Source organism: Novosphingobium rhizosphaerae, from assembly GCF_050920675.1.
In the GTDB taxonomy this organism is placed as follows: Bacteria; Pseudomonadota; Alphaproteobacteria; order Sphingomonadales; family Sphingomonadaceae; genus Novosphingobium; species Novosphingobium rhizosphaerae.
This window is the reverse complement of sequence record NZ_CP137861.1, coordinates 2,903,923-2,918,925: the sequence shown is the minus strand read 5'-3', so window position 1 is coordinate 2,918,925 and position 15,003 is coordinate 2,903,923. Positions and strand designations below refer to the sequence as shown.

General features: G+C 66.2%; 13 protein-coding genes. 7 read left to right on the top strand and 6 right to left on the bottom strand.

Going from position 1 to position 15,003, the window contains the following annotated elements; genetic code table 11:
• Positions 1-84 precede the first annotated feature (84 nt).
• Entirely contained in the window at positions 85-2,559 is a 2,475-nt protein-coding gene (locus R9J51_RS13315) for a TonB-dependent receptor domain-containing protein (RefSeq protein ID WP_169474424.1), read from the bottom strand.
• 13 nt (positions 2,560-2,572) lie between these two features.
• Between R9J51_RS13315 and R9J51_RS13310 the strand changes: the two genes are divergently transcribed.
• Together R9J51_RS13310 and R9J51_RS13305 are read left to right on the top strand one after the other, a co-directional pair.
• The gene (locus tag R9J51_RS13310) at positions 2,573-2,809 is read left to right on the top strand and encodes a hypothetical protein (protein ID WP_179504714.1); all 237 of its coding nucleotides are present in this window, start codon (positions 2,573-2,575) and stop codon (positions 2,807-2,809) included.
• Between the two features lie 74 nt (positions 2,810-2,883).
• On the top strand, positions 2,884-3,852 hold the full coding sequence (locus tag R9J51_RS13305) for a LacI family DNA-binding transcriptional regulator (RefSeq protein WP_248291632.1): 969 nt from the start codon (positions 2,884-2,886) through the stop codon (positions 3,850-3,852).
• A 38-nt stretch (positions 3,853-3,890) separates the two neighbouring features.
• Here the strand turns inward: R9J51_RS13305 and R9J51_RS13300 are convergent, their stop codons facing one another.
• The 3 genes from R9J51_RS13300 to R9J51_RS13290 form a co-directional block, all read right to left on the bottom strand.
• Complete coding sequence (locus R9J51_RS13300) at positions 3,891-5,051, bottom strand: glycoside hydrolase family 68 protein (RefSeq protein ID WP_179504713.1); 1,161 nt, start codon at positions 5,049-5,051, stop codon at positions 3,891-3,893.
• A gap of 70 nt (positions 5,052-5,121) precedes the next feature.
• Positions 5,122-7,227: an alpha-galactosidase gene (locus tag R9J51_RS13295; protein ID WP_432787463.1), complete on the bottom strand. Its 2,106-nt coding sequence runs from the start codon at positions 7,225-7,227 to the stop codon at positions 5,122-5,124.
• Positions 7,224-8,546 (bottom strand): MFS transporter, encoded by a 1,323-nt coding sequence (locus tag R9J51_RS13290; RefSeq protein WP_179506464.1) that lies wholly within the window; start codon positions 8,544-8,546, stop codon positions 7,224-7,226. Before R9J51_RS13290 ends, R9J51_RS13295 begins: the two co-directional genes overlap by 4 nt.
• A gap of 315 nt (positions 8,547-8,861) precedes the next feature.
• Between R9J51_RS13290 and R9J51_RS13285 the strand changes: the two genes are divergently transcribed.
• On the top strand, positions 8,862-9,692 hold the full coding sequence (locus R9J51_RS13285) for a winged helix-turn-helix domain-containing protein (RefSeq protein WP_246865906.1): 831 nt from the start codon (positions 8,862-8,864) through the stop codon (positions 9,690-9,692).
• 23 nt (positions 9,693-9,715) lie between these two features.
• Here R9J51_RS13285 and R9J51_RS13280 read toward each other — a convergent pair whose 3' ends face one another.
• Positions 9,716-10,030, bottom strand: a complete 315-nt coding sequence (locus R9J51_RS13280) for an HNH endonuclease (protein WP_169474961.1) — start codon at positions 10,028-10,030, stop codon at positions 9,716-9,718.
• 102 nt (positions 10,031-10,132) lie between these two features.
• Between R9J51_RS13280 and R9J51_RS13275 the strand changes: the two genes are divergently transcribed.
• Both R9J51_RS13275 and R9J51_RS13270 read left to right on the top strand, forming a co-directional pair.
• Complete coding sequence (locus tag R9J51_RS13275; RefSeq protein ID WP_218847414.1) at positions 10,133-11,752, top strand: hypothetical protein; 1,620 nt, start codon at positions 10,133-10,135, stop codon at positions 11,750-11,752.
• A 157-nt stretch (positions 11,753-11,909) separates the two neighbouring features.
• The gene (locus R9J51_RS13270; protein WP_168554890.1) at positions 11,910-13,409 is read left to right on the top strand and encodes a CpaF family protein; all 1,500 of its coding nucleotides are present in this window, start codon (positions 11,910-11,912) and stop codon (positions 13,407-13,409) included.
• Positions 13,410-13,412: 3 nt separating this feature from the next.
• On the opposite strand, the gene R9J51_RS13265 is transcribed toward R9J51_RS13270, so the two are convergent.
• A complete protein-coding gene (locus R9J51_RS13265) occupies positions 13,413-13,670 on the bottom strand; it encodes a hypothetical protein (protein WP_179504711.1) in 258 nt (85 codons plus the stop codon).
• 103 nt (positions 13,671-13,773) lie between these two features.
• Here R9J51_RS13265 and R9J51_RS13260 point away from each other — a divergent pair, with 103 nt between their 5' ends.
• Complete coding sequence (locus tag R9J51_RS13260; RefSeq protein WP_179504710.1) at positions 13,774-14,700, top strand: DMT family transporter; 927 nt, start codon at positions 13,774-13,776, stop codon at positions 14,698-14,700.
• A 92-nt stretch (positions 14,701-14,792) separates the two neighbouring features.
• Positions 14,793-14,930 (top strand): entericidin A/B family lipoprotein, encoded by a 138-nt coding sequence (locus R9J51_RS13255; protein WP_168554887.1) that lies wholly within the window; start codon positions 14,793-14,795, stop codon positions 14,928-14,930.
• Positions 14,931-15,003 lie beyond the last annotated feature (73 nt).

Genomic DNA, 15,003 nt, shown 5'->3' with positions numbered 1-15,003 from the left:
CAAGGTCAGATACCTTGCCGGGTTTTTTGCGACCCGATCGAGATCGCGGTGGCCGGGATTGGGCCCGGCCACCACCACATCCCGTCAGAACTTGTAGCGCACCGCCGCGGTCATCGTGCGGCCCAGCATGGCGCTGTTGTCGAAGATCGCCTGGTTGGCGGCCAGGCCACCGGTGCCGGCGGCCACGGCAATCGAACCGTTGTTGGCGCGATAGCCCAGCGTGTTGAACAGGTTGTTGACGTTGAAGCTCACTTCCAGCTTGTCGGCCGGACGCACCTTGACGAAGCTGTTCACGAACGTGCGGCCCGGCGCGGTGTAGCCACCCGAAACCAGGAAGTTGGACTGACCGCTGGCCGAGAAGCCCACGGCCGCAACCCCGGCGTCATAGCTGGGCGAAACCAGCCAGGTCCACTTGGGCATGGCCACCGGGGTGGTCTTGGTGCCGACGTTTTCAGCGTGGGTATAGACCACATAGCCATCGAGCGAGAACTTGCCTGCCGAAACCCCGGCCGATGCTTCCACGCCATAAGAGTGGTAGATCGCATCGATGAACGGGCTTTCCCCGCGCGAGGGCGCCGTGAAGTCGTAATTGCTTTCCTTCACTTGCGCGCGATAGAGCGTGACTTCGGCGTGATAGCGCCCGCCCGCCACGTTGCCGCGCTGCTTGAGGCCCAGTTCCTGCTGGCTGACATAGTTGACCGACAGGTGATCGCCGCCCGCCGTCAGCTTGCCATCGGCGGTGAAGTTGGCGTTGTTGTAAAGCAGGCGGTCGGCGTTGAAGCGGCCACCGCGGCTGACGCGCACGAACACGCTGGTATCGCTGCTGACTTCGTAGAGCGCACCGAACGACCAGCTGACATAGCCCTTGGTGTAGTTGAGCAGGTTCGCCGGGGTGGAGCTGGTGTTGTAGGCCGGGATCGACGCCGAACCGAGTGCGTCGGTCACGGTCACGTTGGCGACCTGTTCGGGCGCATAGGCGGCGCCCGAAGCCTTGACGCTGTCATAGCGCACGCTGGCATCGAGGTTCAGGCGGTCGATCTGGCCTTCCAACTGGCCATAGAGCGCATCGTCGGTATAGCTGACGTCGTACGAACGCCCGCCACAGCAGCCGCCCCACTGGTTGTTGAAGCCGGTCAGGCCATTGGCGGTGAGCTGGTTGCCCGAGGAATCGAACAGGTCGAGCGGCACGGGGTTGCTGGAGCCGTTGAGCGACTGGGTGACGTTGTTGATCCGCCAATCCATCGCGATGGTCTGGCGCATGTGGAACCAGCCGGCGTTGGCCTTGATCTTGGCATTGTCGCCCACGTCGAACTTGCCGCTGAACGTCAGGTCGTTCACCAGGCTGCCCACGTCCTTCATGTCGACATAGGCCTGCGCGCTGTTGCTGACGAAGCGGCCGGTGTAGACCTGCCCGGCATTGGGGCCGGCGGCATAGCGCAGCGTGCCGCTGCCGGCGACAGAGGCGGTGGTCGCTTCGCCGGTCCACTGGTTGGCGAAGGTGCCGCTCATCGAGGTCCAACGGGCCTTGTCGGTCACGGTGAAGGCGGGGGTGAATTCATAGTGGAATTCGCCGCCCAGCGCGGTCGCCACCGGATGGATGCCTTCCATCGCCACGGTGCGCACGTTGCCGTTGGCATCGAGGATCTGGAAGTTCTGGTTGTAGATGCCGGTGGAGGCATACTTGCGCGCGTCGACGCCGTCGAAGGTGCTGTAGCCGGTGATCTTGTTGCCCGAGAGCGTGACCAGGCTGGGCATCGAGGTAAAGGTCGGCTCCTTGTCGTCCAACCGCTTGAAGTTGAAGCGGATGTAGCCCTTGCCGTCGTCAAAGTCCTTGGTGATGTTGCCCTTGATCTGATAGCCGCTCTGCGCCTTGTAGGGCAGGTGCGTGGGGCCGTTGCCGTCGATGGCATAGCCGCCCAGGTGGAAGCGCACGCTGTCCGACAGGTGGCCGCCGTAATCGAAATCGACGCGCGTTTCGCGATAGTTGAGCGCCTGGCTCAGGCCGATTTCCCCGCCGTCACGCTCGCCGGTCTTCGACACGTAGTTGATGACCGCGCCGGGCGCCTGGCTGGAGAAGGTGGAGGCCGAACCGCCGCGCACCGCTTCCACGCGGTTCACGTTGTTGTCGAAACGCACCCAATAGTCGTTGTTGCCGAACTGGATGTCGCCGAACAGGGTAACCGGCAGGCCATCTTCCTGCAGGCCGACATATTCCGAACCGCCGGTCGACACGGGAATGCCGCGCACGCCGATGTTGGCGTTGCCGCCCGGACCGGCGGTGTCCTGCACGTTGAGGCCGGGGATCGTGCGCAGCACTTCGGCCTGCGAACGCGGGGTGAAATTGGCCACTGCTTCCTGGTTGATCTGCGAAACCGAGATCGACGAAAGCTGGGCAGACTTGCCACCGGCAGCGGCCGTCACCACGATCGGCGCCACATCGGCGGCGTCATCGGCGGGCGCGGCTGCCGGCTGGGCATCCTGGGCCAGGGCAGGCGCAGCGATCAGCGCGCCAGCAAGGGCGGCAGCAGACGCACACGACAAATAGGCGGACGGCTTCATCAGGTACTCTCCCATGAACACGTTCCCGCATGCGGCGCGGGAATCGATGGATTGTGTGATAAGCAGCACTACAATCGTTTGCAATGCCGATTTTGGACATATGCAAAGGATTGCATCGCCAGCTGACACTTTGCTGCAAGCTGTGGCATGGCTGCATCAGTGGCACCCCTTATGCTTTCTGCTGCGCCATGCCGGAATTATGCCCTGCACCTTGCTTTCAAAGGTTGCCCAGTTAAAAGCATCGCCATGACAGAAACGTCCAACGACAAGCCCGCAAGAGAGGGAAGCAAACCCAGGATCCGCAACATCGCGGAACTTGCGCGCATGGCAGGGGTTTCGGCGGGCACCGTTTCGCGCGCACTTGCCGGCAAAAGCCTGGTCAATGCCGAAACGCGCGAACGCATCCAGGCGATTGCCCGCGAACACGGCTTTCGCCCCAACCAGATGGCGCGGCGCCTGCGCACCCAGCAAACCGGGGTCATCGGCGTGGTCATTCCGCTGGGCCACGAGCGGCGCCAGCACATTTCCGATCCGTTCTTCATGACGTTGTTCGGCCATCTGGCCGATGCGCTGACCGAAAGCGGGCACGACCTGATGCTTTCGCGCGTCATCCCCGGCGACGATGAATGGCTCGACCGCATCGTGGATTCCGGCATGCTCGATGGCGCGCTGGTGATCGGCCAGTCCAACCAGATGGACGCGATCGAAAAGGTGGCAGAGCGCTATCTGCCGATGGTGGTGTGGGGCAGCCACCGCGAGGGGCAGATCCACTGCACCGTGGGCACCGACAATCGCCTGGGTGGCCACTTGGCGGCGCAACGCCTGCTCGACCAGGGCAAGCGGCGGCTGGTGTTCTTTGGCGATACCGGCGCGCCGGAAATTGCCGATCGCCTGGCCGGTGCGCGCGATGCCGTGGCGGCCTGCGCCGATGCGCCGGAAATGCGCGCATGCTCCACCCACTTGTCCAATGACGAAATTCCCGAGCAGGTGGCCGGGCATCTGGACGAACTGGGCAATTGTATCGACGGCATCGTCTGCGCATCAGACGTGATCGCCATGACCACGTTGCGCCTGTTGCACGAACGCGGCGTGCGCGTGCCGCAAGACGTGGCCGTGACCGGGTTCGATGATGTGCCGATCGCCACGCAGACCGTTCCGCGCCTCACCACCGTGCGCCAGGACATTGCCGGCGGTGCCCGCGCAATGGTCGATCTGCTGACCCAGCGCATTGCCGGGGTGGAAACCCCTTCCACCATCATGGCCCCCGAACTGGTCGTGCGCGAGAGCGCCTGACCAGTTCAAAGAGCCCAGCCCGGGCACCCTGCCCCGCCTTATGGCGCGACCGTTACGCGATCGCCCTCGAACACCAGGCTGAACACCGGCGCCGGCGTGCCGCCGAATTGCGCGCGCAGCAGTTCGGGATGGTCGGCCAGCTTGCGCCCGGCCATGCCCCAATAGTCGATGAAGCTCCACACCGTGCCTTCGCCGGTCACCCACCAGCTATAGGTCTGGCCCGGTTCTCCGGCCGGATTGGGCGCAACCAGGCCGCTGCCGTTCAGCTGGCGCCAGGGGCCGGTCAGGCTTTCGGCGACCATCCCATAAAGACCATTGGGCCCATCGACCGCACCGGGAGCGAACGTGTGGCGCTGGGTGGACCAGAACAGGTAGTAACGCCCGTCGCGCCACACCACGCAGGGCCGCTCCATCTCGTTGTTGGTGCCGATCGCCTCGACCAGCGGGTCTTCCAGCAGCCAGCCATCAGCGGTCAGGGTGGCCAGGCCGACGAGCCCGTTGTGCGGATTGCTGGTCCAGGCGGCGCTGCCGGTGAACACCACGTGGGCCTTGCCCGTGGCGGGATCGCGGAACCAGGCGGGATCGCGAAAGGCCTTGATCGAGCCAGGCGCAGGATTGGTGATTTCCTGGCGATCGGCGACATAGCGCACGCCGTCGGCGGCGACGATCTCTTGCGGCGCCTGCCATGCCCCGGGGCCGTCGGCGCCCAGCGTGCCCGGCACGGCAAACAGCCGCTGCTCATAGGAAAATGCCCCGCCCTGGCGCCCGGCCACAGTGTAGAACAGCGTCACCGAAACGCCGTCATCCATCAGCACGGCGCAGCCCGCCCATTCGCGCGTACCGGGGTTCAGCCCATCTGGCAGGGCATTGCCGTGATCGCGCCAGCCGTCGTCCCCATGGGACAGCAGGCGGATGCGCGCCACGTCGTGCCGCTGCACGGGATCGGGAAAGCAGGGTGCGCTGAGGAAGAACCACCAGGTGCGCCCGGCGTGCACCGCAGTGCGCCCATCCTCGTGCGCCAGGGGCCAGCAGTCCCACAGGTCCAGCCCCGGCATGATCGGCGCCACATCGGCCGCCGTAACCAGCGGAATTTCCGGGACCGGGTCATAGCCATGGGGCTCCCAACGACTGGGCTGACGGCGCAAGATCTGAGCAATCGATTGCGCATCGGAAACGGACGAAAGGGGATCGGCGGACATGCGACCTCGTGCAGGTTGGCGCGTCAGGCGCGCAAGGAAGGAGAGAAGGGGCGTGGGGATCGGGGCATTGTCACGTGGCCTCGATGGCAAAGATCGCCACGGTCTGGGCATTCATCGGCGGCAGCGGCAGGCCGGCATGGGCCAGCCAACTGCCGGTCATCGCCACCGGGGCATCATGCATCGCCCGGTGCAGCGCCGTGGTGGGGGCAGCGTGCCCGCCGGTGCCGCCGGCCAGGCGCAGCAGCCGCACGTTCAGCACGCCCTGCCCGGCCAGATGGGGCAGGCGCAGCGGCTGGGGCCGCCGATCTTGCGCCGGTGCGCGGCGGATCACGAACAGCAGTTGCCGATTTGGGGCGCCCTGCGCCTGCCAGACCAGGCCATCGTTGCCCTCGCCCAACCAGACCTGGCCGCCATGCAGCAGATCGCGCCATTCACGGTGAAACGCGATCCAGCCGGCAAGGTCATCGCGCTCGGCAGGCGCGAGCGTGCGCGGATCCATTTCCACGCCAAAGTGCCCCGGCAGGGCCACGGCCGCGCGGAACGCCAGCGCCTGTGCCCGCCCGGTGGCATGGGCCGGGCTGGCGCCGACGTGGCTGCCCATCATTTCCGGTGGCAGGAACGCCAGGAAGCCGCGCTGGATAGCGACACGGCTGACCGCGTCGATATTATCGCTCGTCCAATAGCGATGCACGAACGGCGCCATGCCGGCATCGTTGCGTCCGCCGCCACCGGCACAAGCCTCGATCTCCACTTTGGGATGGGCGGCGCGTAGCCGGGCCAGCAGGTCGTAGAGCCCACGCACCTGGGCGGCTCCACCGGCGGGGGCCAGGTCGCGGTTGTGGTCCCATTTCAGATAGCCGATCGGCACCTCGCGCAGCAGTCGATCGAGGCAGCCGAACAGGTAATCGCGCACTGCGCCCAGCGACAGGTCGAGCACGAGCTGGTTGCGCGCCGTGGGCCGCGCGCGCTCTGGCAGCGCCAGCGCCCAATCAGGATGCGCACGATACAGCGCGCTGTCGGGATTGACCATTTCCGGCTCAACCCACAGGCCGAATTCCATGCCCATGGCCGTGATCTGGTTGGCGAGCGGCGCCAGGCCTTGCGGGTACTTGGCCGGGTCTGGCGTCCAGTCGCCCAGGCCAGCGGTATCGTCGCCGCGCCCCACGAACCAGCCATCATCCAGCACGAAACGTTCGATCCCGATCTGCGCGGCGGCTTGCGCCAGCGCCAGGATGCGCGCCTCGTCGTGATCGAAATAGCAGGCTTCCCACGAATTGAGATGCACCTTGCGCGGCGCCATGGCGCCACCCGGCCAGCGCACCATGGCGCGCACGGCGGCGTGAAACACCGCCGTGGCGCCGTTGCGCCCCTCGTCGGAATAGACGGCCAGCGCCTCGGGCGCAGACCAGCTCTCGCCGGGGTGCAGCACCACTTCGCCCGGCGCGAGCCTTGCCCCGGCGAGAGCCACGAAAAAGCCTTCGTCGTCGCGCTCCACGCGGATCACGCTGTCGCCCGACCAGCACAGTTGCAGGCCATGAACCGCGCCCTTGGCGTGGCCGGCGCCCTCCCCCAGCACGAACAGGCCCGGCGGCCCGCTGTGGCCGGCAATCCCGCGCCGCCCTTCACGCACCCACGCCTGGGCCGGCATCGGCTCTACCTGCTCGACGAGTTCGGCATTGTGGCGCCCGCGCCAGGATACCAGCCGCGTCGCATCGGCGGGCAGCGGCAGCACCGCGCTTGCCAGCCAATCGAGCGTGACGGGCGCGGGGCCGGTGTTGGTCAGCGTGGCGGCGAGGCGAAATCCGCCCCGGCCATCGCCCATGATCGTCTGCACCAGCCGCACGCCGCGCGCCGCATCTTCCAGGCGGATCATCGCGCCGTCGCTGGTGCGCGCCCAATCGCAATCGGTCCAGGCCACGGCGATGCCCCTGCCCGCGCCATCGCGCAGGCTGAGCGCGGCAGGGCCGAACCAGCCCAATCCATTCAGCGGTGCGGTATCGAGCGGAACGTCCTCATCCAGCGAGAACGAGGCTGGCCCGCGCATGTCGGCCAGCGAAGGAAGCCCGGCCGGATCGGCGAACGCGCCCCAGTGGCGCCACGCGGGTGCGCGACCAGCGCGCGGCTCCAGCACGATGGCCGCCGCGCCGCTGGTCAGGTTGAGCAAGAGCGGGCTCACGCGGCTGCCTCTGCCAGGCGCAGCGCCTGCGGGCGCCCTTCGCGCACCCACAGCACCGAAAACGCCGCCGCGATCAGCAAGGCACCGCACAGCGAAAGCATATTGCCCGGATCGCTGCCCAGGACATGGGCATAGGCCCCCAGGCCCAGCTTGACGAAGCCCAGGTCAAGCTCGCTCATCACCACGGCGAACAGCAACATGGGGATGACGATCATCATGTTGAAAATGCCCATGTAAACCCCGGTGCGCGCCGGCGGGATGGAGTTGGTCAGGATGGCATAGGGATTGCCCATGATGCTGCCCCAGGCCAGGCCCACGCCCACGGCCGGCACGAACAGCAGCGCCTTGTCGGTCACGTGCGGCAGGGCCAGCATGCCAAGGCCGCCGGCCATCAGGCACAACGCGTGCAGCGGCCCGGGCCCGATGCGGCGCACCAGCGGCACCATGGCAAAGGCGGTGACAAACGAAATACCGTTGTAGAACGCAGCCATCTCGCCATTGGTCAGAACGGCGCTGTGGAATGCCGAACTGTGGGCGTCGGCAGTGTGATAGACCGTGCGCGCGATGGAATAGGTGACGTAGAGCCAATAGCCCGACATGGCCGACCACTGGAACAGGCTCATCAGCCCAAGCTTGCGCATGGCTACCGGCATGGTGGCGATGGCGTCGGCAATTTCGGCCAGGGCCGCGCCGAACCCCTTGGGCGCGGCTTCGATCTGCGCGCGTTCCTGCACGGTCAAGGGCAGTTCCGGGACGCGCCACACCGACCACAGGATAGTGACCAGCGAGAGCACCGCGCCCAGCGTGAAAACCACGCGCACCGTATAGGGAATGCCATGGGCATCGACCCAGTCCTGGTTCATGCCCAGCCCCACCAGGATCGAGGGCGTCAGGAACGCGAGCATTTGGGCAAGACCGGTAAAGGCGCTTTGCGACAGGAAGCCGGTCTGCCGCTGGTTGGGATTGAGCCGGTCGGAGACATAGGCCCGATAGGGCTCCATCGTGATGTTGTTGCCCGCGTCGAGCAGCCACAACAGCGACGCCGCCATCAGCACCGATGATGACAGGGGCATCAGGAACAGGCCCAGCGCGCACAGCACCGCGCCGATCAGGAAATAGGGCGTGCGCCGGCCCCAGCGGCTGGCGGTGCGATCCGACAGTGCGCCGATCAGCGGCTGCACCAGCAGGCCGGTGATCGGCCCGGCCAGGCCCAGCAACGGCAATTGCGCCTCGTTCGCGCCCAGATAGCTGTAGATCGGCCCCATGTTGCCTTGCTGCAGGCCAAAGCTGAACTGCAAGCCCAGGAAACCCAGGTTCATTTCCAGAATCCGCGCCAACGACAGATGCGGCCGCACCGGGCCCGCGATGCCGGCTCCGGCGCTGCTGGGCCCTGTTTCGGCCGGATTGTGGGCAATTTCCATGACGCTCTCCCAAGGGGCTTCACCGGCCCTTCGCAAGCACCATGGCACAGAGTTCTTCGCCTTACAACAATCGATTGCATTCATCCGCCATACATCTTCGGCAGGAAAGCAGCGCGAACCGCAAGAATAAGAAATTTCCCGCGAAGGGTTTTCCCGACCCCCTCGTTAAGCGGGTGTCCCTCATCCCTCCCTCCCACTGATGGACCCTGACGAATGCCCCTTGCTCACTCCGAATTCCGCCCAAACCCCAACCCCAACCACGCAGGCCTGCGCTTTGCCCGCAACGAGGGGGCCATGCCCGCTTCGGCTGCGGCCAACGGCTATGAGCCGGCAACCCGCCGCACGCACGACGCTCGCATTGCCCTGCTCGACGAAGACCAGCAGACCCGCGACATGCTGCGCGAATACCTGGAAGGCCAGGGCATGCATGTGATCTCCGTCGCCAACGGCACCGAACTGCGCCATCTGGTGGCGCAAGAACCGATCGACGCGGTGATCCTCGATGTCATGGCACGTGGCGAAGATTCGCTCGGCCTGCTGCGTGAAATGGCCGAACAGCCCGGCACGCCCCCGGTCATGCTGCTGTCTGCCGTGGCAAGCGACATCGATCGCATCGTCGGCCTCGAACTGGGTGCCGATGACTACCTGGCCAAGCCGTTCAACCCGCGCGAGTTGCTGGCCCGCCTGCGCGTGGTGCTGCGCCGTGGCCATGCCGCCAACGCGCGCGCGGCCGCCACGCCGGTGCTCACCTTTGCCGGTTGGGTGCTCGATCCCACGTTCTACGTGGTGCGCGATGCGGCCGGCCGCGACGTTGACCTGACCAGCGGCGAATTCAAGCTGCTTCACGCCCTCGCCACCAACGCGGGCCAGGTCGTCAGCCGTGAAGCGCTGCTGCGCCTGGTTCATGGCGACGAAGCCGAAGCGTTCGATCGCGCGATCGACGTGGCGGTTTCGCGCCTGCGCGCCAAGCTGGTGCGTCACGGCGGCGGCGCCTTGATCCGCACCGTGCGCGGCGAAGGCTATCTTTTCGCGGCACGCATCTGAACTCCTCGCACCCGGCGCCTCCCTCAGCGCCGCGGTGCGGTTCGCGCGTGGAAATCGGGCGGCTTGTTCGCGATCCACGCAAGAAACCGGGAAAGGGCTGCATCCTGCGACAATGCAGCCCGGTCCCAGCCAAGCCTTGCCAGTTGCGCATTGTCGAAACAGGCGTGAACCGTGCGATGGCAGATCGGATGCAAGGGCACGACCTCGCGCCCGCCCCGGCTTTTTGGCACGGGATGATGCCATTCCACCTTGCGGCCCAGCGGCCGCTGGCACAGCCAGCACGCCCCATCGGCCGATAGCGGCCTGCCGTTTTCCGGGCCTTCCGCATCGGGCCGAATGCGTTGCTTGCGCCCGCGCGGGTCACTGCGCATTAACCATTCCTTGAACCAAGCCGCCCTAGGTCTCGGCCTCGATCAACAGCCGGGGCAGTGCATTCCACGATGCCAGCAGCAACCATCAGCGACAAGAGGCGCCAGGGCTGCGACGCGTCGCGCCGCTTTGCGCTGCGACGCTGGATGCGCAGGCATCTGCCGGGCGTTGGCCCCCGCCTATTGGCTGCCGACCGCCGGTTGCGCGCAGTGGTGGCGCGGATCGATCAAGTGGGCGGGCGTTGGCTGGCGCGCGACGCGGCCTGGGCGGTGGCGGTGGCCGCCGTGCTCTGCCTGCAGATCGTGCTGATCGCCACCCATCGCCCCTGGCTGGATGAAGCCCAGGCCCTGCAAATCGCCGCGCAGTCGGCCGATTGGAGCGACCTGCTGGCGACCTTGCGCTATGAAGGGCATCCCGCGCTGTGGTATGCGCTGCTCCGTGCCCTTGCGGCGGTGCTGCCCGATCCGCGCTGGGTGCTGCCGCTGGCAGCGGGGCTTCTCGCCCTGCCGGCGCAACTGGCCATCCTTGCCCGCGCCCCGTTTGCTCGAACGCTACGCCTTGCGCTCGCAATCAGCCCGTTTTTCCTGTTCGAATTCTTTACCTTGTCGCGCAGCCTGACATTGGGCGTGGCATGCGCGCTGCTGGCCATGGCGCTGTGGCAGCGCGGACAGTGGGCCTGGCCGTTCCTCGTGCTGTTGCCACAATGCGATTTCCTGTTCGGCGTCATTGGCCTCGTTCTGGTCGGGCTGCGCTGGCAGGATCGCCGCTGGTCTTGGCCCTGGTCGATCGTGTTTGCGGCATCGGGCATGTTGGCCGCCTGGACCGTAAGGCCCGCGCCCGGCATGGTGCCGGCAGCGCCCCTGCTCGGCCCCTTGACGGGCTTTGCCACCTGGCTGGCCAACATCGGCACTTTGGCGCTGCCGCTGCAATGGCGTGACGGTGGCTTGCACTGGAACAGCCCTCCACCGCCCGTGCTGGGCGCGCTGGCGCTATGCGTGTTTGCTTTCATCATCACGATGGAACTGCGCCGCCGGCCGCAGGACGCCTGGATCATGGCCGGCTTCATGCTGCTCACCATGGCCTTTGGCGTCATGGTCTATGTCTTGTCGCCGCGCCACCTGATGCTTGGCGTGCTGCTGCTGGTCTTGCTGCTATGGCATCGGCGGCTGCGCGGCGGCCCTGCACCCGCCTATGGCCTGCGCGCCTGGGCCTATGCGGCAGGGGCTTGCGGCCTGGTCTGGGCCGCAGCCGCTCTGGCCGTGCCGTTCGATCGCTCTGCCGAAGCCGGCGCGTTCATTCGCAGCCATGGCCTCGCCCAGGTGCGGTGGTTCTCCTACCCCGACGGCAACGGGCAGCGCATCCACATGCAGACCGGCATCGTGTTCGAACGGCTTGGCCGTCCCTGCGGGCAGCAATGGGTGCGCTGGGACAATCCGGTCAACCGAACCCCCGTGCGCGATGCCGCCTTTTCCCGGCTGCTCCGCGAAGCGGTTGCCACCAAAGGACATTTCTATCTGCTGTCGGAAATGAAGATTGCCGATCACCCGCCCTTGATCCGCCACCTGGGAATGGTGCCCGGCGGCCTGGGCGTATCCGACTTTCACTTCTACGAAATCGGCAGCGACGCGCCCGAAGGCCGGGCGCGCGCGCCCTGGTGTGGCCCAGTGCTGCGCCCGATCGGCCGGTTCTGATGGCGGGCCCAGCCCTGCCGGAGTCGTGCCGGCGTCACCCGATCACCGCTATTTTAGGAAATCCTGAAGGTTTCCCCCGTATTCACTACGTCTACCAAGCCGTTCCTGACCATTGTCAGGCTACGGCGCCATGGAACGAGTTGACAGGAAAAGACGCATGAGCGCTTTTGGCCGGAAGACAGGTTTGGGTGGGACCGCCGCCGCGCGCCCTTCGTTCGGCGTTGCGCGACCGATGAAGGCCGGTGACACGGCCGCTCCGGTGCCGATGGGCATTCCCGAACCCAGCCCGCTGCCCGGTGCGAACGACGACATGGGCGGCAAGCACGCCGACGCCATGAGCCGCCTGGCCGAACGCATCAACGGCGTGGTCGACAACACCTACCAGGCCGAAGGCTTCGAAGCCTCGGTCCACAAGATCAAGGAACAGGTGCTGCCGCGCCTGCTCGAACGTGTCGATCCCGAAGCGGCCGCCACGCTGACCAAGGATGAACTGTCGGAGGAATTCCGCCCGATCATCATGGAAGTGCTGGCGGAACTGAAAGTCACGCTCAACCGGCGCGAACAGTTCGCGCTGGAAAAGGTGCTGATCGACGAACTGCTCGGCTTCGGCCCGCTGGAAGAGCTGCTCAACGATCCCGACGTGTCGGACATCATGGTCAACGGGCCGGAGCAGACCTACATCGAAAAGAAGGGCAAGCTGCAACTCGCCCCGATCCGCTTCCGCGATGAAAGCCACCTGTTCCAGATCGCGCAGCGCATCGTCAACCAGGTGGGCCGCCGCGTGGACCAGACGACGCCGCTGGCCGACGCCCGCCTGAAGGACGGCAGCCGCGTCAACGTGATCGTGCCCCCGCTCAGCTTGCGCGGCACCGCGATTTCCATTCGTAAGTTCTCCGAAAAGCCGATCACGCTCGATATGCTGCGCGATTTCGGTTCGATGAGCGACAAGATGTGCACCGCGCTGAAAATCGCCGGGGCCTGCCGCATGAACATCGTCATCTCGGGCGGTACCGGCTCGGGGAAAACCACGATGCTCAACGCGCTGTCCAAGATGATCGATCCGGGCGAGCGCGTGCTGACCATCGAAGACGCGGCCGAACTGCGCCTGCAACAGCCGCACTGGCTGCCGCTGGAAACCCGCCCGCCCAACCTGGAAGGCCAGGGCGCGATCACCATCGGCGATCTGGTGAAGAACGCGCTGCGTATGCGCCCTGACCGCATCATCCTGGGCGAAATTCGCGGCGCGGAATGTTTTGACCTGCTCGCGGCGATGAACACCGGCCACGATGGCTCGATGTGTACGCTCCACGCCAACTCTCCGCGCGAATGCCTGGGCCGTATGGAAAACATGATCCTGATGGGGGACATCAAGATCCCCAAGGAAGCGATCAGCCGCCAGATTGCGGAATCGGTCGATCTGATCGTTCAGGTCAAGCGCCTGCGCGACGGTTCGCGCCGCACCACCAACATCACCGAAGTGATCGGGATGGAAGGCGATGTGATCGTGACCCAGGAACTGTTCAAGTTCGAATACCTGGACGAAACTGAAGAGGGCAAGATCATCGGCGAGTTCCGCCCTTCGGGCTTGCGCCCCTATACCCTGGAAAAGGCCCGCCAGTTCGGGTTCGACCAGGCGTTCCTGGAGGCCTGCCTCTAAGCGTCAGCCGGACAGGGCGGTGTGCAAGGCACCGCCCACCAGCACGCAGCCAAGGAAAAAGCACAGCACGTAGATCATCGTCCAGGGCATGCAGCCCACGCGATCGAGGTTCTGCCGCTTGGCGCGCCGGCGCTCCGCCATTCCCGCCCAGCACGCAATGGCCAGCAGCGCGCCGCCCACCGTGGCCGTGCCCTGCCACGGGCCCGTCCAAAGCCGCTGCCACAGCCCTTCCCAGTCGATCGCAAGCCAACGTTCCATCATGGCTGCGCCATGGCGACCGTCCGGCGCCCGCGCAAGAGGGCCGATGTCCGCGCCTGTGCAATGGGCTTGCATAGAGCGCCGCTGCTCCCTAGGCGCGCGAGCCATGCGCGCGCACGAAAGACCGTTCCTGGCCCTTGGGCTCCGCCTGGCGGCCATGGCGATGCTGTCGCTGATGCTGCTGCTGGTCAAGCTGACGGGCGAGCGGGGCATGCCCTTGCCCGAAACGATGTTCTGGCGCCAGGCCTTCCCGGCACTGATGCTGCTCGGCTGGCTGGGTGCGCGCGGCGAATTGCGGCGGCTGCGCACGACGCGGCCCTGGGTGCATTTCCGCCGCGCGATGATCGGCACCGCCGGCATGTTCCTTACGCTGGGCGTGGTGCAGATCCTGCCCTTGGCCGAAGCCACCGTCCTGGGCTTCACCGCACCGGTCTTTGCGGTCATTCTTTCGGCGCTCCTGCTCAAGGAGAAAGTCGGGCCCTGGCGCTGGACGGCGGTGGCCATCGGCCTGCTGGGCATCGTGGTGATTGCGGGGCCGGCCGAGGCCGAGCTGCCCGTGCTCGGCCTGTGCGTGGGCATTGGCGCGGCGTTCATGGTCGCGCTCGTATCGATCCAGTTGCGCGACCTGGGGCGGACCGAGGAGCCCCTGACCATCGTGTTCTATTTTTCAGCGATGAGCGTGCCGGTGCTGGCGCCATTCCTGCTGCACACCGGCGTGCACCACGACGCGCTGGGTTGGCTCATGCTCGTCGGCATCGGTGTCACCGGGCTGGCGGCACAGCTGTTGATGACGGCAGCGCTGCGCTTTGGCCGGGTATCGAGCGTGATTGTCATGGACTATTCGCAGTTTGGCTGGGCAACGCTGTGGGGCTGGATCGTGTTCGATCACCTGCCCCCGCCCACGACCTGGCTGGGCGCGCCGGTCGTGATTGCCGCGGGCCTGATCATCGCCTGGCGCGAGCACGTGCGCCATCGTGCCCGCAACAGCATGGCGCCTGCGCCGCCCGTGCCCCCGGCCCCGTCGATCGCCTGAAAGGGCAAGGAACCGCAAGCAGGCTGGCTCGTTCTGTGCGCGTTCGGAAAGGCTCGATCGGCCTTTCGTCCCACAGGCAAGGGAGCCTTTTAATGATGCGCAAGATCATCATCGCCGCCGCCATGGGCGGCCTGCTGCTGGGCACGGCAGCGTGCAATACCGTCAAGGGCGCCGGCAAGGACGTGCAATCGGTTGGCCAGGCCGGGTCTGACGCGATCAACGGCAAGTAATCGCGCTCTCGACTGAAATGGAAAGGCGCCGCAAGATCAGCATCTTGCGGCGCCTTTTTCACGTCGTTACGTC

What these genes read in the sequence shown, in the direction of transcription:
- R9J51_RS13315 (WP_169474424.1), bottom strand. Translation starts at nt 2,559, where the DNA reads ATGAAGCCGTCCGCCTATTTGTCGTGTGCGTCTGCTGCCGCCCTTGCT.
- R9J51_RS13310 (WP_179504714.1), top strand. Translation starts at nt 2,573, where the DNA reads ATGAACACGTTCCCGCATGCGGCGCGGGAATCGATGGATTGTGTGATA.
- R9J51_RS13305 (WP_248291632.1), top strand. Translation starts at nt 2,884, where the DNA reads ATGGCAGGGGTTTCGGCGGGCACCGTTTCGCGCGCACTTGCCGGCAAA.
- R9J51_RS13300 (WP_179504713.1), bottom strand. Translation starts at nt 5,051, where the DNA reads ATGTCCGCCGATCCCCTTTCGTCCGTTTCCGATGCGCAATCGATTGCT.
- R9J51_RS13290 (WP_179506464.1), bottom strand. Translation starts at nt 8,546, where the DNA reads ATGAACCTGGGTTTCCTGGGCTTGCAGTTCAGCTTTGGCCTGCAGCAA.
- R9J51_RS13285 (WP_246865906.1), top strand. Translation starts at nt 8,862, where the DNA reads ATGCCCCTTGCTCACTCCGAATTCCGCCCAAACCCCAACCCCAACCAC.
- R9J51_RS13275 (WP_218847414.1), top strand. Translation starts at nt 10,133, where the DNA reads ATGCCAGCAGCAACCATCAGCGACAAGAGGCGCCAGGGCTGCGACGCG.
- R9J51_RS13270 (WP_168554890.1), top strand. Translation starts at nt 11,910, where the DNA reads ATGAGCGCTTTTGGCCGGAAGACAGGTTTGGGTGGGACCGCCGCCGCG.
- R9J51_RS13265 (WP_179504711.1), bottom strand. Translation starts at nt 13,670, where the DNA reads ATGATGGAACGTTGGCTTGCGATCGACTGGGAAGGGCTGTGGCAGCGG.
- R9J51_RS13260 (WP_179504710.1), top strand. Translation starts at nt 13,774, where the DNA reads ATGCGCGCGCACGAAAGACCGTTCCTGGCCCTTGGGCTCCGCCTGGCG.
- R9J51_RS13255 (WP_168554887.1), top strand. Translation starts at nt 14,793, where the DNA reads ATGATGCGCAAGATCATCATCGCCGCCGCCATGGGCGGCCTGCTGCTG.